This window comes from Pantoea piersonii (genome assembly GCF_003612015.1).
Lineage (GTDB): Bacteria > Pseudomonadota > Gammaproteobacteria > Enterobacterales > Enterobacteriaceae > Pantoea > Pantoea piersonii.
The window spans coordinates 756732-780783 of sequence record NZ_RARB01000001.1 but is presented as its reverse complement, the minus strand read 5'-3'; the positions used below and the strand labels follow the sequence as shown (position 1 = coordinate 780783).

Sequence of the window (24052 nt, the reverse complement as noted above, 5' to 3'; positions counted from 1 at the left end):
ACTAACAGGAAAAACAATGCTCTGGCTTATCTCAAAATATGCGATAACCGCTTTTATGGTGGTGCTGATATCCGAAACGGCGAAGCGCAGCGATCGTCTGGGCGGTTTGCTGGCCGCCCTGCCGCTGGTCACCGTACTGGTGCTGATCTGGATGAAGCTGGAGGGACAGGCGCAGGAGAAGATTGCCGCCCACGCCTGGTACACCTTCTGGTATGTCGTGCCGACGCTGCCGATGTTTATTCTGTTTCCGTTTCTCTACCAGCGCACCGGCTTCTGGCCTACGCTGGGCATCTCCTGCGTCATCACCGTGGCGCTCTTCGCCCTGTGGGCGCTGCTGCTAAAACGCTTTGGCATTGTGCTGATGTAGGCGCAGCCTACAGCCGTTGCTGATGGTCGGTTTTATTCAACGTCATCAGCGCCGGAATGCTGACCAGCGCCGTCGCCATCACATACCATGCCGGAATATCCAGATTGCCGGTCTGCTTCATCAGCCCGGTAATAATCAGACCCGCGCAGCCTGAAAAGATCGCGTTCGACAGCGAGTAAGCCAGCCCAAGTCCGGTGTAGCGCACCTGTGTGGGAAACATCTCCGCGAGCATCGCCGGGCCCGGTCCCGCCAGCATCCCGACGATGCCGCCAGCGATAAATACCACCAGCGCGCTGAGCGCTGTCGAAGTTGTCTCGTCCTGCAGCAGCTTTAACAGCGGAAAGGCGAGCAGCAGCAGTAACACACTGGCCGCTACCATTACGCGCCGCCGCCCGATTTTATCGCTGAGCCACCCGGCGGGCAGAATGGTTGCCGCAAAGCCCAGGTTCGATATGACCGCGCTCAGCAGCGCCTGGTTAAAGCCGGTATGCAGCGCAGACTGCAGATAGCTGGGCATAATCACCAGCCAGGTATAGCCCGCCGCTGACCAGAGCATCACGCGCGCTATCGCCAGCAAAATGATTTTCAGCGTCTGCATAGCGCTCGCCTGCGGCCGCGGCTGCTGATGCTGCCGAATAAAGCTCGGCGTCTCCTCCATGCTCAGCCGTAGCCACAGCGCAATCAGCCCGAGCGGCAGCGCCAGCAGAAAAGGTACCCGCCAGCCCCACGCCAGCATCGCATCGCTGCTCAGCAGCCCGGAAAGCAGCGCCACTACGCCCGCGCCCGCCAGCAGCCCCAGCGCGACGGTAAAGGATTGCCATGCGCCGTAAAGCCCGCGCTTGCCCGGCGGTGCGAACTCGGTCATCAGCGACACCGCGCCGCCATACTCGCCGCCCGCGAACAGCCCCTGCAGGATACGCAGTCCGGTCAGGATCAGCGGCGCGGCGATGCCCAGCGCCGCGCTGGTTGGCACCAGGCCCGTCAGCGTGGTCGCCAGCGTCATCAACAGCAGCACCGCGATCAGCGTCGGTTTGCGGCCGACGCGGTCGCCGATGCGGCCAAAAATAACGGCACCGAGCGGACGAAAAAAGAAGGCGATGGCGAACGAGGCGTAAGTCAGGATCAGACTGCTGAGCGCCGAGGCCCCCTGCAGCTGAAAAAAGTTCTGCGCGATCAGCGTGGCGAGAAAGCCATAAACAGCGAATTCATACCATTCAATAAAGTTGCCGACCGAACCAGCAATCAACGCGCGTCGCTGACGCTGCGCAAGCAGTTGAGGATTTTCCACAGGCGTATCCTTAGTGACGGGCCGCTCAATGGGGTCAAGTATAGGGTTTCGTCGCGCGTTCGGCTTCAGCGCGCGATAAAGCGGCGCGGTTTTTCCATGCGGAACCCCATGCCAAGCAGACGACCAAAGACAAAGCGCAGGAACGGCCATTTCCGCAGGATGCCCGGCATCGGGTTTTTAGCGCCTGTACCCGGCCGGTTACGGCTCATTTTAATTTGCAGAAACTGGGTGGCGACGGTGGGAAACTGGCGTCGCTTCTGCACCCGCGCCAGATCGCGCAGCCTTACCCTGCCGCGCTGTAGCGGCTGCGTAAGATAGTTGGCGGCCGCGACCGCATCCTGAATCGCCAGATTAACGCCTACCCCGCCGATGGGCGACATGGCGTGCGCCGCATCGCCGATGCAGAGCAGGCCGGGCTTCATCCATCTCTCCAGCCGGTCAATGCGAATCGACAGCAGTCGGATCTGTGACCAGTCGTCAATCGCTTCCAGACGCGCGGCGCTGAAGGGCGCCACTGCGGCGATGCGCTGCTTCAGCGCCGCCAGCCCGTCGCGCTGCAGCGCCTCAAACTCCCCTTTCTGGATGGTAAAGCCGCACTGCCAGTAATCGCCGCGATCGATAACGATAAAGTTATTGCGCGGCCCGGTGTGGCCGGTGCCCAGCGTCGGATCCTCCGGCTGCTTATCCAGCCGGAACCAGATGACGTCGCGCGGCGTGCCGAATGACCGGCTCGCCAGCCCCGCTTTCTCTCTGACCGCGGAATGCCGCCCGTCCGCGCCAATCACCAGCTGCGCGCGGATGGTAAGCGGCTGCCCGTCGTGCAACGCCGTCACGCCGCACACCCGGCCCTGCTCTACAATCAGATCGCTGAGCGCCGTTGAGTGCAACAGCCTGAAGCCGGGGAAAGCCGCGCTTTCGCCGGCAAGGAAGTTAAGAAAATCCCACTGCGGCATAAAGGCAATAAAGCGGCAGCGCAGCGGCAGACGCGAAAAGTCCGCCATCGTCACCTCTTCGCCGCCCATCTCCGCCTGCAGCTTTTCGGCGCGCTGATGCGGCAGCGCCAGCAGCTTATCCAGCAGGCCAAGGTGGTGCATCACCTCCAGCGTGGAGGGATGAATGGTGTCGCCGCGAAAGTCGCGCAGGAAATCGGCGTGTTTTTCCAGCACGACCACCTGCAGGCCCGCGCGCGCCAGCAGGTATCCGGTCATCAGGCCCGCCGGGCCGCCGCCGACGATGCAGCAGTCAGCGGAAAGCGTCTGTGATGGCATGGTATCTCCTCGGTTATCGCCTGACAGTGTAGGCCAGCTGTCATTGATAAAGTACAGACTTATTGCAGGGATATTGCCGTCTGGCTTGAACGATCCCGTCTGGCTGCCAGGCTTAAAGGTAATGTTAATCACCCCACCGTAAGGAGAGAACATGTCGAGATTTACAGGAAAAGTCGTCGTTGTCACCGGAGCAGGATCGGGCATTGGTCAGGCTACGGCGAAACAGTTTTCCCGTGAAGGCGCCGCTGTGGTGCTGGTCGGCAGAACCCGGGAAAAGCTGGAGAAGACGCTGGCGATGCTGACGGCGGGCGATCATCTGGTAGCGCCGTGTGACGTCGCCGAGGTTGATCAGGTTAAGGCGCTGCGCGATCGCGTGGCGGAGAAGTACGGGCGCGTCGACGTGCTGGTCAACAACGCAGGCAGCGTGGTGCAGGGGCGCATTCATGAGGTGCAGCCGGACGACTGGCATAAGCTGATGAAGGTTGATCTGGACGGTGTTTACTACTGCATTCACCACTTTATGCCCGACCTGCTTAAAACTAAGGGCAACGTCGTGAATATTTCCTCGGTTTCCGGCCTCGGCGGCGACTGGGGCATGAGCGTCTATAATGCGGCTAAAGGCGCGGTGACGAACTTTACCCGCTCGCTGGCGATGGATTACGGCGCCGACGGCGTGCGCGTCAACGCCATCTGCCCCGGCTTCACCTTTACCGATCTCACTGAAGATATGAAAAATGATGAGGCGCTGCTGGAGCGCTTTTACGACCGCATCGCGCTGCGTCGCGCTGGCGAGCCGGAAGATATCGCCAGCGCGGTGCTGTTTATCGCCAGCGACGAGGCGCGCTATATCACGGGCGTCAATCTGCCGGTCGACGGCGGCATCACCGCCTCTAACGGGCAGCCGAAACAGGCATAACGCGCCACAGACGGCATCGCGCGGTGCGATGCCGCTTATGCACAGGAGAGACTATGAACCAGGATTATCTGATTTTTGGCGCGGGCTATCACGGCGAAGTGAAAAGCTTTGAAGCCGGCCAGGTGGAAGTAGAGGTAGAGATTAAAGCGCCGGAAGAGACGGAGAGCAGCACCTCGCCGGAGCGTGAAGAGCTCCAGCAATACGTGCTGCCCGTCACGGTGATTGCGGTAGACGGCAAACGCTATAACGTGGCGACGGAAGGCCATCCCAGCGAAGATGAAGTCAAAGAGGCGGTTAACCGCTGGCATCCGCAGCCGATCCAGGCCGACGAAATGCTGTAACCTGCTGAGGCGCGGCTCAGACGCCCGCCTCAGCCTTTTGCATCTCCACCAGCACCAGCGGACATTTCTTCACTTTACAGGCGTGGCTATAGGCCAGCGCGCACACAGAACAGAGATCCCCTTCCGACTCATATTCATACTCAGTGAAATAACGTACGCCAGCGCGCTGTGACTGCGCGGCGCGGAATGACGCTTCAGCCAGAATCATATCCAGCTCCCGGAAGGTCAGCGCGGAGGGATTATGAAATCCCACTTTGATTCGATAAGTAGTCATGCTGCGATTATTCCCGGACGCCACGCCGACCACCAGACGGTTATAGTATTTAGTGCAATAGCTGCGGATTATCAGCGTGATAATCCGCAGCCTGGGCTTAAGCCGCGTCGCTCGCAGCCACTTTATCCGCTTCGCCGAAGCGCTCGCGCATCAGCGTTTCGATCTGCTCCAGCGATTTGCCGCGCGTTTCCGGCAGCATGAAAGCGACAAACGCCAGCGACGCCACGTTAATTACCGCAAAGATAAAGAAGGTGTTGTTGCCTGCCAGAGCCAGCAGCGGCGGAAAGGCGAAAGCGACCGCCGCGTTACAAATCCACTGGAAAGAGACGGCGGTGCCGGTCAGCACGCCGCGCACCTTCATCGGGAACAGCTCCGACATCAGCAGCCAGTAGACCGGCGAAATGCACATCTGCATAAAGAAGAGGAACAGCATAATGCAGCCGAGCGCCAGCAGGCTCTGCGTCATATTCTGCGGCATAAAGACCAGCACTGCCCCCAGCGCCAGCTGCGCGACAATAACCACGCAAAGCCCGGTAATCAGCATCGGACGGCGGCCAAAGCGCCCCACCGCGCGAATACCCGCCATCACTGCCAGCACAGAGACCACACCGTTGCCGATAGTGGCGGCAATAGAGGCGCTGGTGCCCATACCGGTGGTTTTCAGAATAATCGGCGTGTAGTACATAAAGGCGTTGACGCCGGTGAACTGGATAACGATACCCATGCCAGCCCCCAGCAGCAGCAGCCGGACCACCCATTTCTCACGCAGCAGCGCCCCGGCCGACGGGCCGCGCTCCGCTTCCCGCGCCTGCTTGCGCATCGCCGCCATCTCTTTGCGCACCTCGCGCGGCGTCTCGCGCAGCTTTTTCATCACGCGCATCGCCTCTTTAATACGCCCTTCCGCCACCAGCCAGTGCGGCGACGCCGGTACGAAGAACGTGCCGATAAACAGCAGCGCGCCGGGGATCATCGCCAGCGCCAGCATATAGCGCCACATTTTCGGGTCGTGCAGCAGGTAGCTCATCAGGGCGCTGACCACATAGGCAAGCAGCTGACCAGAAACGATCATCAACTCGTTGCGGCTCACCAGCGGCGCGCGGTGGCGCGGCCCGGCGATTTCGGCAATAAAGACCGGTACGGTGGACGAGCCGCCGCCCACCGCGATACCCAGCAGCAGACGCATGGCAACCATCACCTCGACGTCAGGCGCGACGGCGGTGCCGATCGCGCCTGCGACGAAGAGCAGTGCCAGGCTGCGCAGGGTTATGCGGCGGCCGAAGCGATCCGAGACATAGCCGCTGAGAAAGGCGCCGACCGCAGCGCCGAAGATCAGCGACGAAGTCACCAGCCCCTCGGTGAAGGGCGTTAAATCCAGTCCGCCCTGCGCAGGCGGCAGCGTCATATAGGGCAGTGCGCCGGAAATAATACCGGTGTCGTAGCCAAAGGCGAGCGCGCCCATGGTCGCTACCAGCACAACGAAAAAGAGCCGCTGGCGAACGGTATCAGCCGAAGGCGCTCCACTGTCGTTTGATTCAGTTTTATTCTGCTCCACAGTCACCCCATAAGTATCAACACCCTGAATTAGCTCATAATTTCACCAACACAGGCAAGAGTGACAAGTATAGATGCACTTTCCGATTTGTGATGGTCGTCACCTGATTTCCCCGCCATTCAGCGCCAGGCGCGCCGCCGCGCCGCGTGCGCCGCGTCGGCAACTCTTCCAGCGTGGACTATGATTGATTGTCGTATGGCGTAGCAGAGAGCCAGTTGCGGCACCCCCGCATCGCGGCGCGGCAGATAAGCCCTCTCCGTCAACGACGTTTCGTATACGTTTCCGTCTTACCTTTGCAATCTGCATCGCCGGACCTGAGCCGCGCGGTGTGGTTTAACGATCACATTTGATTCAGACGAGGTTATTGAATGGAGTCAGCATCATTTACCAAAAGCTGGGGCGCTGAATATGTCGCCAACGATGCCGTTCGCTTTCGTCTCTGGGCGCCCGGTCAGCAGAGCGTCAGCCTGCGGCTTGCCGGTCAGGATACACAGATGAGTCCCGCTGAGGATGGCTGGTTCGAACTGCTGTCAACCGGTGTCGCGCCCGGCAGCGAATATAATTTTGTGCTGGCCGACGGCACGGTCGTGCCGGACCCCGCCTCGCGCGCGCAGAAAGATGAGGTCAACGGCCCGTCGCTGGTGGTCGATCCCGCGCACTATGTCTGGCAGCACCAGGACTGGAAAGGCCGCGCATGGGAAGAGAGCGTGGTTTATGAACTGCATATCGGCACCTTTACCCCGGCAGGCACCTTCCAGGCGGCGATTGAAAAGCTGCCTTACCTGGCGGAGCTCGGCATTACTATGATTGAGGTTCTGCCGGTTTCGCAGTTCGGCGGCAACCGCGGCTGGGGCTACGACGGCGTGCTGCTCTATGCGCCGCATGCCGCTTACGGCACGCCTGATGACTTCAAAGCCTTTATCGACGCCGCGCACGGCCATGGGCTCTCGGTGGTGCTGGATATCGTGCTGAACCACTTCGGCCCGGAGGGCAACTATCTGCCGCTGCTGGCGCCGGACTTTTTCCATAAAGAGCGCGCCACCCCCTGGGGCGCAGGCATCGCCTATGACGTCGACGCTGCGCGCCGCTATATCGTCGAAGCCCCGCTCTACTGGCTGCAGGAGTATCGCCTCGACGGGCTGCGCTTCGACGCTATCGATCAGATCGAAGACACGTCGGAGAAACATGCGCTGATCGAGATCGCCGAACGCATCCGCGCGGAGATCCCCGACCGGCCGATCCATCTCACGACGGAAGACAGCCGCAACGTGGTTTTTCTGCATCCGCGCGACGCGCAGGGCAATGCGCCGCTCTTCAGCGGCGAGTGGAACGATGATTTCCACAACGCCGTTCACGTGTTCGCCACCGGCGAAACCCACGCCTATTACCAGGATTTCACGCCGCACCCGGAAAAATATGTCGCCCGCGTGCTGGCGGAAGGCTTCGCCTATCAGGGCGAAGTCTCGCCCCACAGCGGCGAGGCGCGCGGCGTCGACAGCCGCGGCCAGCCGCCTGCGGCTTTTGTCGATTTTATCCAGAACCACGATCAGGTGGGCAACCGCGCGCTGGGCGAAAGGCTGATCACCCTTATCGGCGCGGAGCGCAATAAGGTGCTGCTCGCCACGCTGCTGCTCTCGCCGCATATTCCGCTGCTGTTTATGGGCGAAGAGTATGGCGAAACTCACCCTTTCCTCTTCTTTACCGATTTCCACGGCGATCTGGCTAAAGCGGTGCGCGAGGGACGCGCGAAGGAGTTTGCCGGTCACGCCGGGCATGAAGGCGAAAGCGTGCCGGATCCCAACGCTGAAGAGACCTTTACCCGTTCGAAGCTCGACTGGAGCAAGCTGCAGAGCGCAGAGGGGAAAGCCTGGCTGACGCTGTCGCGTCGTCTGCTGGCGCTGCGTCAGCAGCATATTGTGCCGCTGCTCGCCTCGGCGGGCGGTCATGCTGGCCGCGTGGAGCGCAGCGCGGAGGGCTTTATCCAGGTCAGCTGGCGCTTCCCCGCCGGCACGCTGTCGCTGGCGCTGAATATCAGCGAGACGCCGCAGCCGCTGCCTGACCAGCCAGGAGAGACGATTTTCGCCTGGCCGGAGAACAGCCGCGATCTGCCGCAAAACGCGATCGTCGTGCGCCTGGCTAAAGGAGACGCCAAATGAGTATTCCAGCCTCAACCTACCGTATTCAGTTTCGCAACGGCATGACCTTCGACCGCGCGGCGGCGCTGGTGCCCTATATTAAACGGCTCGGCATCACCCATCTCTACGCTTCGCCGATCTTTACCGCCACCAGCGGCTCTACTCACGGCTACGACGTGACCGACGCCAATGAGATCGATCCGGCTATCGGCGGCCGCGCCGGTTTTGACCGGCTGGTCGGGACGCTGAAGCAGGCGGGACTGGAGCTGATTATCGATATCGTGCCGAACCATATGGCCGCCTCGCTGGAGAACGCCTGGTGGCGCGACGTGATAGAACACGGCGAGCAGAGCCGCTACGCGCGCTACTTCGATATCGACTGGACGCGACGCCTGACGCTGCCCTTCCTCGGCGATACCTTCGAGGCGGCGCTGGAAAAGGGCGAAATCGCGATAAAGGCCGATCCAACCAGCGGCAAACCGGCGCTCGCCTATTACGAAAGCTTTTATCCGCTGTCGCCAGAGAGCTGGCAGGGACAGGAAGCCGAAGTGCTGGCGCTGACCGATAAGGCGCAGATTGCGGCGCTGCACGATCGCCAGCCCTACCGGCTGATGTCGTGGCGCGACGCGCCGAGCGACCTCTCCTACCGCCGCTTTTTTGAAATTACCGGGCTGGCAGGCGTGCGGGTCGAAGATCCGATCGTCTTTAACGACAGCCACAGGCTGATCCTGGAACTGGTGCATTCGGGCGCGGTCAGCGGGCTGCGCGTGGATCACGTCGACGGTCTGGCCGATCCGAAAGGTTATCTGGAGCAGCTGCGTCAGCATGCCGGGCCGGAGTGCTACATCACGGTGGAGAAAATTCTCGGCGAAGGCGAGCAGCTTCCGGCCGACTGGCCAGTTTCCGGCACCACCGGCTATGAATTTATCGCTTCGCTCTCCGATGCGCTGGTGGATGGCCGTCAGATTGCCGCGCTGCGCCAGGCCTACGACCAGACGGTCGGCGAGCCGGTGGATATGCGCGCCGAACTGCGCGCCGCCAAACAGCTGATGGCAGACAAGAACTTCGCAGGTGAATTCACCACCCTGCTGAAGCTGGCGAGCGCGATGGCCAGTGCGTCAGAGGTGACGCTGACGGAGAGCGATCTGCGCGCCGCGCTGCGCGAACTGCTGGTCGCCTTTCCGGTCTATCGCAGCTACGGCACGCCGGCAGGTATGCCGCCCGAAGGCGCGGCGCTGCTGCAGCGCGTGGCTGAAACGGTACGCCGCGAAGCGCCCCGCCTCCAGCCCGCGGCGCTCGACTTTCTGCTGCGCATTATGAACGGCGAGCTTGACGCTTCTCTCGCCCACGACGCCGCGACCTTCCGCACTCGCTTCCAGCAGCTAACCGGCCCGCTGATGGCGAAATCGGTCGAGGATACGCTCTTTTTCCGCCAGCACATGGCGCTGGCGCTGAATGAGGTCGGCGCAGAGCCGCTGCCGCGCCCCTTTTCACTGGCGCGCTTTCACGACGAGATGCAGATCCGCCGCGAACGCCAGCCGGATGGCCTGACCGGCACCTCGACGCACGACACCAAGCGCGGCGAAGATGCGCGCGCCCGCCTTTACACCCTGTCAGAGGCGCCGCAGCGCTGGGCGGAGCATGTCGCCCGCTGGCGGCAGATGAACCGTGACGCGGTGGTCGCGCTTGACGACGGCCCTGCACCGGAACCGGCGGTAGAGTGGATGCTTTATCAGGCGCTGGCGGGCGTCTGGCCCGCATCCGGCACGCCCGATGCCGCTCAGCTCGCGGCTATCGAACCGCGCTTTATCGGTTTTGTCGAGAAAGCGCTGCGCGAGGCGAAGCTGCGCACGAACTGGGCCGACAGCAATGAAGCCTACGAAACGGCGGTGCTCGACTATGCGCGCCGCCTGCTTTCGCCCGCGAACACCCGTTTTTTAGCGGACTTCAGCCAGACGCTGCTGCCTTTTATCGCCGCGGGCCTGATCAATTCGCTCAGCCAGACGGTGATTAAACTTACCGCGCCCGGCGTGCCCGATATCTACCAGGGCAGCGAAGCGCTGAACTTCAGCCTGGTCGATCCCGACAACCGTCTTGAGCCCGATTTCGACGCGCTGCAGCAGATGCTGGGCGAAACCGGCGATTTCTCCGCGCCAGAAGGCTGGCGAAGCGGCCAGCTCAAGCAGCAGGTTATCGCCACGCTGCTGCCGCTGCGCCAGCAGCAGCACGCCCTGTTCCGCCATGGCGACTATGTGCCGCTGGTGGTCAACGGCACTGAGGCCTCGCATGCGGCCGCCTTCGCCCGCGCGGATGCGCAGAGCGCGCTGATTGTGGTGGTGCCGCGCCTCGCTTTCGCTCGTCCGCGCTACAGCGAGGCGACCTTTATTACCCTGAAGGAGCCGCTGGCGCAGCGTCGTTACCGCAATATTTTTACAGGAGAAGTGAGTGACCTGACCGATCGGCTAAGCCTTGTCGCACTCAACAGCGGCGCGCCGCTGGTGCTGATCAGCGTCTGACAGGCGGGAGAGAACTATGTCATTTATCGCGGTTTTTGTGGATAGCGTCTTACTGAATGGAGAGGGTTAAATGTCTGAGGGTACACATTTTGCTATTACGTCGGGTTCGGGCCAGCAGTTAGGCGCTAACTATGACGGCGAAGGCGTTAATTTTGCCATCTTTTCCGCTCACGCCGAGCGCGTCGAGCTTTGTCTGTTTGATGAGAGCGGGCAGCATGAGATCGCCCGTCTTGAACTGCCGGAGTTTACCCATGAGGTGTGGCACGGCTATGTGCCGGGTCTCAAGCCCGGCGCGCTTTACGGCTATCGCGTCTACGGCCCTTACGATCCGGAAAACGGGCACCGCTTTAACCCCAACAAGCTGCTGATCGATCCTTACGCGCGCGAACTGGCGGGCAATATCGACTGGAACGAGGCGCACTTCGCCTACGATCTGCTGCATGAGGATAAGGACCTGACGTTCGACACGCGCGACAGCGCGCCCTTTATGCCGAAGTGCCGGGTGATCGATCCCAACGAGTTTGACTGGCAGGACAGCAACCGTCCGAATATCGCCTGGCCGAATACGGTGATTTATGAGACGCACGTTAAAGGTTTCACCCAGCTTAATTCGGCGCTGCCGGAAGCGCTGCGCGGCACCTACGAAGGGATGGGACATAAAGCCACCGTCGACTATATCAAAAGCCTGGGCATCACCTCGGTCGAGCTGCTGCCGGTGCACTGGTTCCCGGACGATCAGCACCTGCTGGATAAAGGGCTGAAAAACTTCTGGGGCTACAACTCCATCGGCTTTTTCGCGCCTGCGCCGCGCTATTACGGGCCGCGCGGCATTCAGGGCTTCCGCGATATGGTGCGCGCCTTCCACGATGCCGGTATCGAGGTGATCCTCGACGTCGTGTACAACCACACGGCGGAAGGCAACGAGCTTGGCCCGACGCTCTCGTTTAAGGGCATTGATAACTTCTCTTACTACCGCACCCTGCCCGACCAGCACCGCTACTACATCAACGATACCGGCACCGGCAATACGGTGAATACCTCGCATCCACGCGTGCTGCAGATGGTAATGGACTCGCTGCGCTACTGGGCGGAATCGATGCATATCGACGGTTTCCGCTTTGACCTCGGCACCATTTTGGGCCGCGAGCCGGAAGGCTTCGACCAGCGCGGCGGCTTTTTCGACGCCATGATGCAGGATCCGGTGCTGTCGAAGCTGAAGCTGATTGGCGAACCCTGGGATATCGGCCCTGGCGGCTATCAGGTTGGCGGCTTCCCGCCGGGCTGGGCGGAGTGGAACGATAAATACCGCGATACGGTGCGCGAATACTGGAAAGGCGATAACGTCTCTACCGATTTTGCCGCTCGCCTGCTCGGTTCCGGCGATCTCTACGATCAGCGCGGCCGTCGTCCCTGGGCAAGCGTCAATTTTATCACTGCCCATGATGGCTTTACGCTGAACGACCTGGTTTCCTACAACGAGAAGCACAACGAGGAGAACGGCGAGGACAACAACGACGGCCATAACGATAACCGCTCATATAACTACGGCGCGGAAGGCCCGACCGAGGATGAAGGCATTAATGCGGTGCGCGAGCGTCAGAAGCGCAACTTCCTCGCCACGCTCTTCTTCTCTCACGGTACGCCGATGCTGCTGGCAGGTGACGAGTTCGGACGCAGCCAGCTGGGCAACAACAATGGCTACTGTCAGGACAGCGAGATCTCCTGGGTGCACTGGGATAACCTGCCGGCCAGTGCGGAGGCGCTGCGCGAATTTACGCGTCACGTTATCCGCCTGCGCGCCGAGCAGCCGCTGCTGCGCCGTGAAAACTGGCGTGACGGCATGGAGATCAAATGGTTCAACGCGGGCGGCGGTTTTCAGCAGGAAGAGCAGTGGGAGGAAGGCTCAACGCTGGGCGTCTATATCGGCAGACCGGATCTGCAAGCTGAAGAAGGCATCTGGCACGATGTGCTGATGCTGATCAACCCGTTTGAAGGCACAGTGCCTTTCCGCATTCCGCAGTTTGGCGAAGGCGGCTGGGTACTGGAGCTGACCACCTCCGACAGCGATAAACATGGACTGGTGATTACCAAAGAGAAGGATTTCGAGCTGGAGGGCCGCAGTATCGCCCTGTTCCGCCGTCCCTGACCCCCTCTAATCGCACGCAGCGCCTTCAGGATCGGGGCGCTGCGCTTTTAGGGCATTTCATAATGAGAAAAAGCGATTTTAAATGTGATACGCATCACAAATTAGCACTATAAGCTAAATTGTACAGCCGTTAGAAAAGGTGTACAAATTTAATTAAATTTTCTTTAAGCGGTAAGGAATTAGGCTTCGCTTGCTGGCGCAGCCTTATTTTAAGCACAGGAAAAGCCAAATATTCATCTCAGATATTACATTGCAAAATCGGCATTCTCTTCCATAGTTAAAGCGCATTGAAACTCTTTTTATTTATTATTTTAAACAGAGAGGAATTGATATGACTCAGCGACGTGGTGGAGCAGGTAATTTTGCTGAAAATCCCGACAGAGCGCGGGAAGCAGGTAAAAAAGGCGGCCAGATGAGTAGCGGCAACTTTAAATATAATCGTGAACGCGCAGTCGAGGCGGGTCGAGTCGGCGGCAAACTCAGCCGTCGTTCTGCAGCAGATAAAAGTGCCAGTTAATATTAGAGAGCGCCGGGAAAACCTTTCTCGCCGCTTTATTTAAAAGCGCCTTTCCCCAGGCGCTTTTTTATTTCCGCTCTTGCCTTCGCCCCGACTCAACTTAGCACTACCCCGATGAATAATTAACCACGCCCTGTCGGGCAGGCGTTATTATTTCTCTGCTTTTGTCTGGAGAATAAATATCTGCTGCCATAGCCGGCTGGCTGTGGTGCCAGCACGCGGCGCAGCACCTGAACATAATCCATTACCAGACCCGGCGTCCAGGTCATGCCTTCCGCCCGGCTGCGTATCAGGCTCAGCAGCCAGAAATCGGGATCGAGCAATACGGCGTAACCGCGTAAGCCCCGGAGTCCCAGCATGCCTTCGGTCGCGACGTCCAGCGCCTGCATGACGCTGGTCGAGCAGTTGCGCGACGTCAGGTTGTAGCGACAATCCTGGCCGTGACTCGCCCAGTAGTTTATCAGCGCCTGCTGGTTGTAATGCAGTAGCGAAAGGCGTTTATCGGGAAGGCACCAGTCCTTGATTTCCCGCTCAAGCGAGGGCTGGTGAAAGCCAGCCACGTCATTCTCTTCCCGCGCGTGCAGCATCTGCCATACGCCGCCCAGACTGCCGGTCATATCCTCAACCGGATAAAGGCTGACGTAGAGTTTGTCGCCCATCGCCAGCGAAGTATGCCCGGTTGAGACTTTGCCGCGATGATCGATGGCGGCGACCCAGCGGTCAAACCAGGGGCGACGTCCAGCAACGCTGCCCGACCCCAGCGGGGTCCAGATATAGATAGTCAGCGGCTCGCTGGCAGGCGCGTCATGGCAGGCTACGTGGCGATAATCGAATCCGTGCGGTTTACGCACCCCTTTCCGGGTAAACAGCGGCAGCGCCGCGACGCTGGTTTCTGGCGGCAAGGCGCGAATTTGCCAGACCATCTGCAGCAAGGAGAGGGCCCAGCCCAGCAGCACCACGGCAAACCCTATCGGGATCAGCACGCGATGCGGAAGCGGCCAGTTCGTCACAATCATCAGGCTGAACAGCCATTCGCCGCCGCCGATCGCCAGCTTGCTGTGCCAGCGCCGACAGCGCATCAGCGAACAGGAGATAATGCGGAAACCGCCGTCCAGGAAAAAAGCCAGCGCAAACAGCCAGGCGACGCAGCTGCCCTTTTCATGCGGCGCGGCCAGCAAAGCCGTGCCGAGCAGTAACAGCGTTAGCGCTTTGCTCTTTGCCGCCCAGCCGGTGTCGAAACCTGTCCGCGCGCGCCAGGCCTGAATTAATCCTTCAGACGTTAAAAAAACGCCCAGCAGGCAGAGCGGAACCGACAGCGTGCCGTGATAAAGGCTCTCCAGCACAATGCCCGCGCTGGCGCCGAGGCAGAGCATGCCGGCCACCAGCAGCCCTGACCAGCTGGCGCGCAGCATCGGTCCGCCCATTAATAAAAAAAGCAATCGCAGCAAGAGGTAGGCTCCCGTCAAAACAATCAACGTCCGGTTTGCCTTATAAAATGCGCTGCGGCACCGGGCATTCCTTTTCCCCTGGGCACCATCCTGACCGTTACGGCTGGCGTTATCAGTGAGTGCAGCTTACGTAATAAAGATTAGTTTTTGCTTAATTTCGCCGCTTTACGCTTGCCATTGAGGCTGCTGTCGCTCGCCTCGTGCGCCGCGCTATAAAAAAATGGCCTGAGGCGGCTTCCCGCTTCAGGCCCGATTTTTTATGCTCTCTCGCTTAGTTGCCGCGATAGGTTGAGTAGCCGTAAGGGCTGAGCAGTAGCGGTATATGGTAGTGCTGGCTGGTGTTGTCGAGGGTGAAAATCACCGGGATCTCCGGGAAGAAGGTCTTTTGCTTCACGCTGGCGTAGTAGTCGCCGGTTTTAAACACAACTTTATAGGTGCCCTGTTCCGCCTGCTTGCCCGCAGGATAAAGCGCGCTAATTCTGCCGCTGGCGTCGGTGACGCCGGTAGCGAGCGTTATCCACTTGCCGTTGAGGTTTTGATCAAGTTCAACCGACACGCCGGCGGTAGGGATGCCTGTTTGTAAATTCAGCACGTGAACGCTGACGGGATTTTTCATCGTGGCTGGCTCAGCCGCCGTGGCGGAGAAAGCGTAAGCCACAAGTGCAGTAGCACCAAAGATTGACAGCAATTTCATAAGTCGTCCTTTTTTATGTTGACGCCCACAGGTTAGGACAGCACACAGGCCAGCGTAAAAATTCGCGCTGCGTATCTGAAATTTCCGAGACCCCGCGAGGCGAGACGTCACTGCTTTAACAGGGTTAATAAAAATGATTACTTAGCCTGCTTATTTCCCTCTCGTCTGCCCTTTTGTTTTACCGACCTCGCTGGCAGCGGCGCTTTTAATTTTTCCTGTTGCTTGCCATTATGGTAATTTGCAAACAAATCCTCCTTTAAGCTTATCGATGACGACATCCCGCACATCCACCCCACCCGCCAGGGAACGCGGCAGACCCAGGGCTTTCGATATGGACACCGCCCTTGATAACGCCATGATCGTCTTCCGGCAAAAGGGGTTCCACGCCTCGTCGGTGGCCGACCTCAGCGAAGCCATGAACCTGACAGCAGGCAGTATCTACAAAGCGTTTAAAGACAAGCGCACCCTTTTTCTGCGCGTCTTTGAGCGCTATATCAGCCTCCGCGGCACCGACCTGCGTGCCCGCCTTCAGCCGCTTCCCAGCGGCAGAGCGCGCATCGCTGAGCTGCTGCAGTTTTATCTCGACTCGGCGCGTGAAATTGAAGGACGCCGCGGCTGCCTGGTGGTGGGCAGCACCGTCGAACTGCAGAGCCTTGATGAAGAGCTGTCGGATCTGGTGCGCCAGGCGGTGCTGCGCAACCGTAATTTTCTGCTGTCGCTTATCCGGGAAGGACAGGAGGATGGATCTGTCTCTGCCGCGCTGGATGCGGAAACGGCAGCGGGCCTGCTGCTATGCGTGGCGTTCGGCATGCGCGTTGTCGGTAAAGTTCAGGATGTGACTAACGGCGCAGAAACGATTAATATGCTGCTTGGCATTCTGGATTAATACATGTGCTCTATTAGGAAATAAGCATTTCCTAAATACATTCCGCACCGAGCGCTTTTTCCGTTGGCCGAGCGCTCTGTGTTATTTCTGGTTAAACAGTAAAAGAGATAATGTATTCAAAAATTACCCGCCCCCCCTTTGTTATCGCCTTTCAGGAGGCAGAGTGAACCCTAATGAAACCGCTGATAACGAAGAGGTCTATGCTTTACTCGGTCGCGTCGTGGCGCAGCTCCTGCAGCCAGGCGAAGCGCTTCCCTTACAGGAAATAATCGGCGCGCTCTACCGTACTGGCGCCAGTGCGGAAGACCCGGCAACAGAGGCGGCCTGCGAACGCGCCATCCGTCTGTTAGCCAATAAATTAAACTGAATCCCAAAAGGCAGCGACCCTCTCACTGCCCGATTTTATCTAACCTGTTGTTAACGTTGATATAGTGTGAAAGCACAAAAAATAAACGCTGGCCGTAGCAGGTAATCCTGTACAACTTTGGGCAAATTGTATAACTTTAGGCCTGACTTAACTGATGATGTTTTAATCATACGGATATTTAAGGGTTGTTATGCGCCAGACCGGAGACAGACCAACTTCAGCCAGTGATATCGCCCACTACTTTAATAAGGCCGTGCTGCCATGCGAGCAGGAGACCTTAGGACGGATTGTGGTGGAGATCCTGCGCGCAGGTAAACAGCTCAACAGGAAAACGCTCTGCACCAAACTGCTTGCCCGGCTGGAGCTGGCGACCAGCCCGGAAGAAGAGCAGCATTATCAAAAATTAATCAGATTGTTATTCAAGCGTTAGTTTTAATTTGCAGGTTGACCCATTGCGTTCAGCACCTGCCCGCAGCATGATTCACAGTGGAACGTGTCAGGCAGAGCCTTAATGACGGACACAGGCCGCAGGCGACCCAACGCAGACGGCTTGCTTCCAGTCACTCTGTCCCGTTAACGGGCAAACACTGTAATAAGAGATGCGGGTATGTACAGAAGTAAAATTGAAAAACTGACAGATTATGTGATTGGCGAAGCCGTTGCTGCGCTGCTTGAGCAGGATGCGTCGATCTCCGGCGCATCGCTGGCGAACCGTCTGAAAGTAATGGCGATGACGGAGAAAGACAGCGACCGGAAAGAGGCGCTGGCACTGGCGCTGGCGGAGATACGTCAGGAATTTTCCTCGGCGCGCGCCGTTACCGAACCGCCGCCGCGTAGCTATGGCGAGCGCGCTCCGGCAAACGCGAAAAAACACTGAACTTGCAGGCCGATCGCTCACCTGGCGATCGGCAGATCCGAAAAGCGGGTGGTATAGGCTGGCGACAGCATCTCTCGCTTCATTGCCCAGCTTTTTTCAATACCCTGTCCGGCAAACCAGAGCGTTCCCCTGCCCGCCTCGTTAATATGATCCATTACCTTCATCAGCGCCTCGCTGTTGGCTCGCGGTCCATAAGGGTCAAATAGCTGCAGCTGTGCCACACCCTGACTAAAAAAATCGCCCAGCATGACCCCCGCTTTCATATAGCGATAGCCGTCCAGCCAGATGCGATCCAGCGCCTCTGTCGCGAGCCGTACGATATCGCGCGTATCGTTCGATGGCGTCAACAGCTGTGCCGTCGCCTGATTGCCGTAACCAGCCTCATTTTTAGCGTGCGGACTGGTTTTTAAAAATACCGACACCTGACGGCAGTACTGATTTTCCTGACGCAGCCTCTCTGCGGCTCTTTCGGCATACTGACAAACCGCCTGCCGCACCTCGCCGTAATCGGTGAGGCGCGAGCCAAACGAGCGCGAGCAAACAATGTGCTGTTTTGTCGGCGTAATATCCTCCATATCAAGGCAGGACTCGCCGCGCAGCTCACGTACCGTGCGCTCCAGCACGACGTTGAAATGTTTGCGTATCACCCATGTTGAGCTTTCGGCCAGCTGCAGCGCGTTTTCAATCCCCAGCTGCTGCAGCTTTTTGCCGATGCGTGCGCCGACGCCCCATACCTCTCCCACCGGCACCAGCGCCATGAGTTTGCGCTGCCGCTCCGCACGCGAAAGATCGACTACCCCCTTTGTCGCGGGATATTTTTTAGCGGCGTAGTTCGCCAGCTTCGCCAGCGTTTTAGTGGGCGCAATCCCTACGCCCACCTTGAGATGAATCTCTTTTTCCACGCGTTCCCGAACGGCTTGCCCAAACGCCTCAAGCGGCTGACAGAAACTGACGCCGCTCAGGTTGAGAAAAGCCTCATCTATGCTGTACCTCTCTATCGCTGGTGCCATCTCCTCCAGCGTCGTCATCACCCGATGGCTCATATCAGCATAAAGTGCATAGTTTGAGCTGAATACCTGCACCCTGTGCCGGCGCAGCGTCTCTTTCAGCTGGAAAAAGGGTACACCCATGCTAATGCCGAGCGCTTTCGCCTCGTCGTTGCGGGCAATGACGCAGCCGTCGTTGTTGGACAACACCACCACGGGTACCCCTTTCAGGTCGGGGCGAAAGACGGTTTCACAGCTGGCATAAAAGCTGTTCACGTCGACCAGCGCGAACATATCAGTGTGTCGATTTAATAACGTAGGTTACTACGCCAAACACCTGCAGTCCTTCCGGCGTATGAATGGGTATGGGGCTGTGTTTACTGTTGGCAGGCATCAGTGAAAGGGAAGGATGGATTCGGAGTTGCTTAATGGTAAATTCGCCATCGATGGCAGCCACGATAATATCGCCATGTTTTGCCTTCAGCGAGGAGTCAACGACAATCATATCTCCTTCGCCTATGCCTGCTTCGATCATGGAATCGCCGCTGACGCGAAGAAAGTACGTCGCGCTGGGATGCTGCACCATTAAATGATTCAGATCGATCCGTTTTTCGATGTAATCCTGCGCCGGGGACGGAAAACCGCAGGGCACACGCTCAATGTAAAGCGGCAACGGCAACAGGTCGCGGACTTCCGCGGGGCGATATAACTTCATGAGAAAGACTCCTTCTGCTCGATACTGTATATAAATACAGTAATATCAAACTCATGATTTAATCAAGGCGCGCCGGTAGCAAAAATGTTGAACCCTCTGACGCCGAAGGAATTATTTTTTGTAAGGTTGCAGCGTCTGGCCGCGTTCTGCACAAAATCTCGTCTTAATTCAAACTGATATGGCGATTATATGACCATGTGAGCGCCTTAGAAATAATGTCTCTTTCGCCTTGTTTTTTCGCCCTTCTCGACTACTTTTCAGATTGTCATTAGCTTTACCTGCCAGTGACAACGCGATGCTGCGTTTCCCTCATTCGCCGCATCGCCTTCAATCCCTGATTGTTAATTTTTAATCGCCCAGTCAATGCTGATTCGGGCTTTTTTTTGCCCCCAGCTGTGATTCCTCTTTTTAAGCTGTATTAGTCAGGGCGTACTTTCTTTTCTCTGGCCGAAATTATTTTTAACTCTGTCATTTTAATAGAAAAAAATAACAAAATAGCTGCAAAAGTTAGAGACCTGACAATTAGAGAAGCGGGTAATTATTTATTTTGGAATGAGTGGCGGCAGTAATTAACTATGTTATGCTTAAAATGAATTCTGAGCCCAAGCCTCCACCAGAGATATTGCTCTACGAGTCCGCTTCATATCTCATATGACTCTCCCCTGCTTTGCGGGGGTATTTTTTTATTTCCCTCTGATAATCATCTCTCTTTCCTTGCCTGAACCGTTTTCCTGACAGAATGCGCCGCGTCCGCACGCTTCGTTGAAAACGCTTTTCAACAGGAAATAATGGCCCGTCCATACGAATCTGGTTATCGCGCCTGTCCGCTTTTATTTACAGAGCATTCTTAGTAATCGTTTTCAGGCCGAAAAAAACAATATTTTTCAAACACTCGTTTTAACCAGAAGGCTAATGATTAGGTATCTACATTTATCACAATGACCATTAAACGGACAATGATCTGCAGCATTGGCTATATTTAAGCGGCTCGGTAATGAAATCCACAACGTTTACTGAGCGGCTGTTACTCCAACCCCTTGCCCCCTTTTGGGGGCTTTTTTATCCTGAGGCGCGATGCATGGCTTTTTTTGCCCATGAGGCAATAAAAAAGGCATCCCGAAGGATGCCTTAATAAGCTGATGCGCGGCTTTCCGCCCTTACCTGCACGGCAAGGAGCGAGAATATTAACGTTCGAACACGCCTGCAAGAATCATAGCGGTTTTGCAAAAAATGCATTTTGCGCCATGGGGATTAGTTTTGCACTGATCAAACGCAGAGACACGATATTGTGAGCTCTGGCAGCACGGGCATCGGAAGCGTATGGCTGAAAGGCTAATATTAAAGCCCTACAACGTTTACTGCTGACGGACCCTTCGGACCCTGTTCAACAGAAAATTCAACGCGCTGACCTTCGTCAAGCGAGCGGTAATCAGTGCCCTGGATAGCAGAAAAATGGACGAAAACGTCCTTGCTGCCATTCTCCGGAGAGATAAAACCAAAACCTTTTTCTGAGTTAAACCACTTAACGGTTCCGAAAATTTTATTCGACATAGTATATGACCTTTTAGTTAGCCTTACGGCAAAAGAGGCTGAATTGCAGAAATAAATCAGAACCTGAGGTAGACTCAAAAAGAAAGGCTTGAAGCGGCACTAACTGAGATGAGAAATACAATATGAACTAACCTTGAAGCTGTCTGCTAATCAGACCGACGGACTATTAACGCATGTCCGCCGGTCATAAGCAAGTTAAAAATAAATTTTTGTTTTATAAGAGCGCCTTACCGCACCGCTTGTCGAGCCCGTCAGCCTGTTGCCAGCTCAAAGCCGCTGTAACGGCGCCCTCTTCTTAAGGCACTGTGACGAAAATGTCGGCCGCGCTACTCCTGCTGCAGTAACACATCCCTCATCGCCTGTTCGCTGTTAAGACGCTTCCGCGTGAGGCTATTGAGTTTGACCAGCCACAGGGAATACTGTTCAACCAGCTTTTGCGCTTCGGCTTCATTTTCGGCGTAGCAAAGGAAAATTCGGCTTTTTGTATTGCTATGCTCATCAATGGCATACACTTCAAAATCCGCGCCATATTGACTGTATATGACGGCGGTAAAAGAGATTTTCTCCCATGACTCAATTTTGTTTTGAAATTGCTTATAATTCACTTTATTCACCTGATAAAAATTAATGCACTCGCCCGAAAAGAGAGTGGGCCTGGATATTATAATGCAAGCGGATAAAACATAAGTGTTCAAAAAAGTTTTCTTGCTACCAGACTTTCATTCGCCGCGCAAATTTGTTTTAAATCAAATAAAGCTGATTCTTTAAGGCAAATCGACATTTACGCCGCTGCGGCTTTTGCCGCTTCGCTATTATCAGCGTAGCGCAGTAAGCCATCCCGTCATGGTCAGACATTATCTGGCGCATCAAAGGAAGAAGGCGGTAATAACCTCCCCCCTATTATTTCAAAAGCCATAAGCCTGAAGTAAGTCGTAGTAACAGGGATCGATGTTTGCGGCCGATACCAGCCAAACTGAGATACGTAGTACCAGACTTGCAGCGGATCACTCCCCGATTTAACCCAGTAGAAACCCTCTTTCATAAGTGGCTCGATCAGCTAGCGCTGTTTTAAAGACACTCATGAATGCCTGGCAGTGAACGGCATCTTGTAATGATGTCGTAGCGGGTTTTCCTGCGTTCATGACAACGTACCCAGAAATTAAAGAGTAGCATTCTTTATGCTGACCCACCGATAAATATAGCAGCAATAATATTTCCACAACCTGCTTACCCGTTTATTCCACTATTCAATGGTGCTTAAACTTCGTATTTTATCGCCAGTTAGCGCTACAATAATCTGACTTCCTTCTCGCCAGACCCGATCAATATAAGCCTCGTCAGAGGACTGAATTTATAACAGACCTGCAAGCAGAGCGATAATTTATCTTTGCGATGTAACAGGAAGCGGTAAATAAACTCAACGCTACCGCCACCAGCGATAAGTTCCCGATCGAAGGCTGCAGCCATAAAGCTCGCTGGCGTTTTTTCATCAGACGCGTCATAACAATCATCAGGAAGGTTACGGTCAGCACCAGTAAATACTAAGGGTTAATCGCCAGGGATTGCCTTTCAACGTCGCCTCACTGAAGTCATCAGCGGCAAGTAGGGTGACGCTGGAGCCTGATTTGCCGCTGGCGGTAAAAAACAGAACGGTGTCTGTCGCAATGCAGGCAGCGTCCTGCGAATCAGATAGCAACCGGCCTCGTATGGAAGCGGCTGCCTGCCAGCAGACTCAGCGTAGCCGCAGAGCGAAATAATCGCTGCAAATTGACGTTACCTGTTTAAATAAAACTTGCTGACCTTCTTCCTGAGCGATTTTAACAGCGCTAAAATCTGGCAAAAAAATACCCCTGCGCAAACAGGGTAAGATTTAACAAGCCAAAATACAAAGATCACATTTTGATGAGGTTGTTTGAGCCGGGTAACTTAACAACCTCAGCCGCTAATTCTAATGAGACTGGTCTTTTATTTTGTGACCTTAGTCAACTTTAGCGAAGCGGTGAATTTGTTATCTTTCTCAAATGAGAAGACGAGTTGCAAAGTTGCAAAAATGGACGCAAATGGCCTGTGTGCCGGTCCCTCTGGCTGCTACGCAGGGGCTTCCAGCGGCGCTAAAGCCATAAACAACACTGCCAGCCAGCTTCCTTTTATTTTACGCTTTCTTGATAATGAAATAACACTATGGGCAGCGATACTATTTTTTCAGCAAGAACTTATGGGTGTTGAAAAATAAAGAGTGAACCCAGAGCCGTTACAGCCTGGCGATGTTTCGGTCAGTATGACAGGCTCACGCAGGTGAACCTGGAATGAACCAGAATACCTGCGGTCGTTCAATTCAGCCGTATCGCGTCAGCCTGAGCGTGCTCTACGGTTTTCTTTGCTTTTTCAAGCATTAATTGCTTTTCTTCAGCCCTACGCTTTTTTCTGCAAGGCTATCCTGATGCGCTTCTGCTTTCGTTTCTTTCAACGCCTGTTGAGCCTTCTGCGGCTCAGTCTCCGCCTTTTTGACGCTTAACGGCTGCCTGCTGCCGTTTTGATTCGCCCGCTGCGCCTGGCGCTCTTTATTGCAATTCATTTTCACTCTAGTCCGTGCGATGTTGAATCGGGACATTTCCTTCTTGTTATTGAATTTTTTAGCCTGTTCGATTTTTTTATTAAGGACTGCAATTTTATCTTTGCAGGAATCGGTCACAGCAAAAGCGAGGTGCGGCAAGGTTGCCAGTAATAGTAACAGCACTATCATTTCTTTTTTCATAGGGAGGTTAACTCCTTGTTAAAGTTAAAAGTATGAATATATCCGCTATCACCATAATCTATATCACGCGTAAAAAAGCAAAGATTATAATTACCAAAATGGCAACCATGATAAAAAATAAGAAGATGTAAAGGGGTAAAGGTAATTTATATAGCGGCAGGATTGAGGCTTAACAACGCCAGGGAACGCCCCGCCTCGCCTGATGGTATTTATGAAGCGTTAGCTGTTTTTATAAGAAGAGGATCTAATCGCATTTATTATTTTAGCACTTTTATCTGAAGCTTTTACCCGCAGCTATTTACTGATGAAGCTGCCCAAGAAACACGTTAACTTGCCTGTGTAAGTGATTGCGGGCAGGAAATGCCCCCAATATGGCTGGCGCATAAGCTTTACAATACCCGGCAGATAAATAGCAACAGAGGAAAAGACAAGATAGCCATTGCCGTCTGAAGC

24 protein-coding genes are annotated in these 24052 nt (G+C 56.0%); 12 read left to right on the top strand and 12 right to left on the bottom strand.

The window, feature by feature from the left end:
- Window positions 1–16 precede the first annotated feature (16 nt).
- The gene (locus D7S44_RS03735; protein ID WP_120452167.1) at window positions 17–367 is read left to right on the top strand and encodes a DUF3147 family protein; all 351 of its coding nucleotides are present in this window, start codon (window positions 17–19) and stop codon (window positions 365–367) included.
- Between the two features lie 7 nt (window positions 368–374).
- On the opposite strand, the gene D7S44_RS03730 is transcribed toward D7S44_RS03735, so the two are convergent.
- Both D7S44_RS03730 and D7S44_RS03725 read right to left on the bottom strand, forming a co-directional pair.
- Window positions 375–1655, bottom strand: coding sequence for an MFS transporter (locus D7S44_RS03730; RefSeq protein ID WP_240629426.1), 1281 nt, complete (start codon window positions 1653–1655; stop codon window positions 375–377).
- A 65-nt stretch (window positions 1656–1720) separates the two neighbouring features.
- A complete protein-coding gene (locus tag D7S44_RS03725; RefSeq protein ID WP_120452163.1) occupies window positions 1721–2923 on the bottom strand; it encodes an FAD-dependent oxidoreductase in 1203 nt (400 codons plus the stop codon).
- 151 nt (window positions 2924–3074) lie between these two features.
- Here D7S44_RS03725 and budC point away from each other — a divergent pair, with 151 nt between their 5' ends.
- The gene (gene budC / locus D7S44_RS03720; RefSeq protein WP_120452161.1) at window positions 3075–3839 is read left to right on the top strand and encodes a meso-2,3-butanediol dehydrogenase; all 765 of its coding nucleotides are present in this window, start codon (window positions 3075–3077) and stop codon (window positions 3837–3839) included.
- A gap of 53 nt (window positions 3840–3892) precedes the next feature.
- The gene (locus tag D7S44_RS03715) at window positions 3893–4180 is read left to right on the top strand and encodes a hypothetical protein (RefSeq protein ID WP_120452159.1); all 288 of its coding nucleotides are present in this window, start codon (window positions 3893–3895) and stop codon (window positions 4178–4180) included.
- A 16-nt stretch (window positions 4181–4196) separates the two neighbouring features.
- On the opposite strand, the gene D7S44_RS03710 is transcribed toward D7S44_RS03715, so the two are convergent.
- Together D7S44_RS03710 and D7S44_RS03705 are read right to left on the bottom strand one after the other, a co-directional pair.
- The gene (locus tag D7S44_RS03710) at window positions 4197–4454 is read right to left on the bottom strand and encodes a hypothetical protein (protein WP_120452157.1); all 258 of its coding nucleotides are present in this window, start codon (window positions 4452–4454) and stop codon (window positions 4197–4199) included.
- 97 nt (window positions 4455–4551) lie between these two features.
- Window positions 4552–6006 (bottom strand): sugar porter family MFS transporter, encoded by a 1455-nt coding sequence (locus tag D7S44_RS03705; protein WP_120452156.1) that lies wholly within the window; start codon window positions 6004–6006, stop codon window positions 4552–4554.
- A gap of 368 nt (window positions 6007–6374) precedes the next feature.
- Here D7S44_RS03705 and treZ point away from each other — a divergent pair, with 368 nt between their 5' ends.
- The 4 genes from treZ to D7S44_RS03685 all read left to right on the top strand — a co-directional run bounded on the left by treZ (window position 6375) and on the right by D7S44_RS03685 (window position 13320).
- Window positions 6375–8162, top strand: a complete 1788-nt coding sequence (gene treZ, locus D7S44_RS03700) for a malto-oligosyltrehalose trehalohydrolase (RefSeq protein WP_120452154.1) — start codon at window positions 6375–6377, stop codon at window positions 8160–8162.
- Window positions 8159–10657: a malto-oligosyltrehalose synthase gene (gene treY, locus D7S44_RS03695; RefSeq protein ID WP_120452151.1), complete on the top strand. Its 2499-nt coding sequence runs from the start codon at window positions 8159–8161 to the stop codon at window positions 10655–10657. The genes treZ and treY overlap by 4 nt, the downstream gene beginning before the upstream one ends.
- Before the next feature lie 70 nt (window positions 10658–10727).
- Window positions 10728–12803 (top strand): glycogen debranching protein GlgX, encoded by a 2076-nt coding sequence (gene glgX / locus D7S44_RS03690; RefSeq protein ID WP_120452149.1) that lies wholly within the window; start codon window positions 10728–10730, stop codon window positions 12801–12803.
- Window positions 12804–13134: 331 nt separating this feature from the next.
- Window positions 13135–13320 carry a con-10 family general stress protein gene (locus tag D7S44_RS03685; protein ID WP_033747833.1) on the top strand — a complete coding sequence of 62 codons (186 nt, stop codon included), beginning with the start codon at window positions 13135–13137 and terminating at the stop codon, window positions 13318–13320.
- A gap of 122 nt (window positions 13321–13442) precedes the next feature.
- Here D7S44_RS03685 and D7S44_RS03680 read toward each other — a convergent pair whose 3' ends face one another.
- Window positions 13443–14768 carry a hypothetical protein gene (locus tag D7S44_RS03680; RefSeq protein ID WP_120452148.1) on the bottom strand — a complete coding sequence of 442 codons (1326 nt, stop codon included), beginning with the start codon at window positions 14766–14768 and terminating at the stop codon, window positions 13443–13445.
- Window positions 14769–15039: 271 nt separating this feature from the next.
- Window positions 15040–15462 (bottom strand): hydroxyisourate hydrolase, encoded by a 423-nt coding sequence (uraH, locus tag D7S44_RS03675; RefSeq protein WP_120452145.1) that lies wholly within the window; start codon window positions 15460–15462, stop codon window positions 15040–15042.
- A 331-nt stretch (window positions 15463–15793) separates the two neighbouring features.
- On the opposite strand from uraH, the gene D7S44_RS03670 reads away from it, so the two are divergent.
- From D7S44_RS03670 to D7S44_RS03655, 4 genes are all read left to right on the top strand, one after another.
- Complete coding sequence (locus D7S44_RS03670; RefSeq protein WP_371315468.1) at window positions 15794–16348, top strand: TetR/AcrR family transcriptional regulator; 555 nt, start codon at window positions 15794–15796, stop codon at window positions 16346–16348.
- Window positions 16349–16511: 163 nt separating this feature from the next.
- Window positions 16512–16715, top strand: coding sequence for a hypothetical protein (locus tag D7S44_RS03665; protein ID WP_120452141.1), 204 nt, complete (start codon window positions 16512–16514; stop codon window positions 16713–16715).
- Between the two features lie 190 nt (window positions 16716–16905).
- Window positions 16906–17145 carry a regulatory protein YcgZ gene (ycgZ, locus tag D7S44_RS03660; RefSeq protein WP_120452139.1) on the top strand — a complete coding sequence of 80 codons (240 nt, stop codon included), beginning with the start codon at window positions 16906–16908 and terminating at the stop codon, window positions 17143–17145.
- Window positions 17146–17322: 177 nt separating this feature from the next.
- The gene (locus tag D7S44_RS03655) at window positions 17323–17592 is read left to right on the top strand and encodes a hypothetical protein (RefSeq protein WP_120452137.1); all 270 of its coding nucleotides are present in this window, start codon (window positions 17323–17325) and stop codon (window positions 17590–17592) included.
- 17 nt (window positions 17593–17609) lie between these two features.
- Here D7S44_RS03655 and umuC read toward each other — a convergent pair whose 3' ends face one another.
- The 5 genes from umuC to D7S44_RS03635 all read right to left on the bottom strand — a co-directional run bounded on the left by umuC (window position 17610) and on the right by D7S44_RS03635 (window position 21449).
- Complete coding sequence (gene umuC / locus D7S44_RS03650; RefSeq protein WP_120452135.1) at window positions 17610–18872, bottom strand: translesion error-prone DNA polymerase V subunit UmuC; 1263 nt, start codon at window positions 18870–18872, stop codon at window positions 17610–17612.
- Between the two features lies 1 nt (window position 18873).
- On the bottom strand, window positions 18874–19293 hold the full coding sequence (umuD, locus tag D7S44_RS03645; protein WP_120452133.1) for a translesion error-prone DNA polymerase V autoproteolytic subunit: 420 nt from the start codon (window positions 19291–19293) through the stop codon (window positions 18874–18876).
- A gap of 1184 nt (window positions 19294–20477) precedes the next feature.
- Window positions 20478–20630, bottom strand: coding sequence for a cold shock small protein YmcF (gene ymcF / locus D7S44_RS23810; protein ID WP_371315469.1), 153 nt, complete (start codon window positions 20628–20630; stop codon window positions 20478–20480).
- Between the two features lies 1 nt (window position 20631).
- Window positions 20632–20844 (bottom strand): transcription antiterminator/RNA stability regulator CspE, encoded by a 213-nt coding sequence (cspE, locus tag D7S44_RS03640; RefSeq protein WP_120452131.1) that lies wholly within the window; start codon window positions 20842–20844, stop codon window positions 20632–20634.
- Between the two features lie 326 nt (window positions 20845–21170).
- Entirely contained in the window at window positions 21171–21449 is a 279-nt protein-coding gene (locus D7S44_RS03635; RefSeq protein ID WP_120452129.1) for a hypothetical protein, read from the bottom strand.
- Between the two features lie 1346 nt (window positions 21450–22795).
- Between D7S44_RS03635 and D7S44_RS03630 the strand changes: the two genes are divergently transcribed.
- Window positions 22796–23077 carry a hypothetical protein gene (locus D7S44_RS03630; RefSeq protein WP_120452127.1) on the top strand — a complete coding sequence of 94 codons (282 nt, stop codon included), beginning with the start codon at window positions 22796–22798 and terminating at the stop codon, window positions 23075–23077.
- Between the two features lie 159 nt (window positions 23078–23236).
- Here the strand turns inward: D7S44_RS03630 and D7S44_RS03625 are convergent, their stop codons facing one another.
- Window positions 23237–23599 carry a DUF1090 family protein gene (locus tag D7S44_RS03625; protein ID WP_120452125.1) on the bottom strand — a complete coding sequence of 121 codons (363 nt, stop codon included), beginning with the start codon at window positions 23597–23599 and terminating at the stop codon, window positions 23237–23239.
- Window positions 23600–24052: the final 453 nt, after the last annotated feature.

What these genes read in the sequence shown, in the direction of transcription:
- D7S44_RS03735 (WP_120452167.1), top strand. Translation starts at nt 17, where the DNA reads ATGCTCTGGCTTATCTCAAAATATGCGATAACCGCTTTTATGGTGGTG.
- D7S44_RS03725 (WP_120452163.1), bottom strand. Translation starts at nt 2,923, where the DNA reads ATGCCATCACAGACGCTTTCCGCTGACTGCTGCATCGTCGGCGGCGGC.
- budC (WP_120452161.1), top strand. Translation starts at nt 3,075, where the DNA reads ATGTCGAGATTTACAGGAAAAGTCGTCGTTGTCACCGGAGCAGGATCG.
- D7S44_RS03715 (WP_120452159.1), top strand. Translation starts at nt 3,893, where the DNA reads ATGAACCAGGATTATCTGATTTTTGGCGCGGGCTATCACGGCGAAGTG.
- D7S44_RS03710 (WP_120452157.1), bottom strand. Translation starts at nt 4,454, where the DNA reads ATGACTACTTATCGAATCAAAGTGGGATTTCATAATCCCTCCGCGCTG.
- treZ (WP_120452154.1), top strand. Translation starts at nt 6,375, where the DNA reads ATGGAGTCAGCATCATTTACCAAAAGCTGGGGCGCTGAATATGTCGCC.
- treY (WP_120452151.1), top strand. Translation starts at nt 8,159, where the DNA reads ATGAGTATTCCAGCCTCAACCTACCGTATTCAGTTTCGCAACGGCATG.
- glgX (WP_120452149.1), top strand. Translation starts at nt 10,728, where the DNA reads ATGTCTGAGGGTACACATTTTGCTATTACGTCGGGTTCGGGCCAGCAG.
- D7S44_RS03685 (WP_033747833.1), top strand. Translation starts at nt 13,135, where the DNA reads ATGACTCAGCGACGTGGTGGAGCAGGTAATTTTGCTGAAAATCCCGAC.
- uraH (WP_120452145.1), bottom strand. Translation starts at nt 15,462, where the DNA reads ATGAAATTGCTGTCAATCTTTGGTGCTACTGCACTTGTGGCTTACGCT.
- D7S44_RS03670 (WP_371315468.1), top strand. Translation starts at nt 15,794, where the DNA reads ATGGACACCGCCCTTGATAACGCCATGATCGTCTTCCGGCAAAAGGGG.
- ycgZ (WP_120452139.1), top strand. Translation starts at nt 16,906, where the DNA reads ATGCGCCAGACCGGAGACAGACCAACTTCAGCCAGTGATATCGCCCAC.
- D7S44_RS03655 (WP_120452137.1), top strand. Translation starts at nt 17,323, where the DNA reads ATGTACAGAAGTAAAATTGAAAAACTGACAGATTATGTGATTGGCGAA.
- umuC (WP_120452135.1), bottom strand. Translation starts at nt 18,872, where the DNA reads ATGTTCGCGCTGGTCGACGTGAACAGCTTTTATGCCAGCTGTGAAACC.
- umuD (WP_120452133.1), bottom strand. Translation starts at nt 19,293, where the DNA reads ATGAAGTTATATCGCCCCGCGGAAGTCCGCGACCTGTTGCCGTTGCCG.
- cspE (WP_120452131.1), bottom strand. Translation starts at nt 20,844, where the DNA reads ATGTCGAATAAAATTTTCGGAACCGTTAAGTGGTTTAACTCAGAAAAA.
- D7S44_RS03630 (WP_120452127.1), top strand. Translation starts at nt 22,796, where the DNA reads ATGAGACTGGTCTTTTATTTTGTGACCTTAGTCAACTTTAGCGAAGCG.
- D7S44_RS03625 (WP_120452125.1), bottom strand. Translation starts at nt 23,599, where the DNA reads ATGAAAAAAGAAATGATAGTGCTGTTACTATTACTGGCAACCTTGCCG.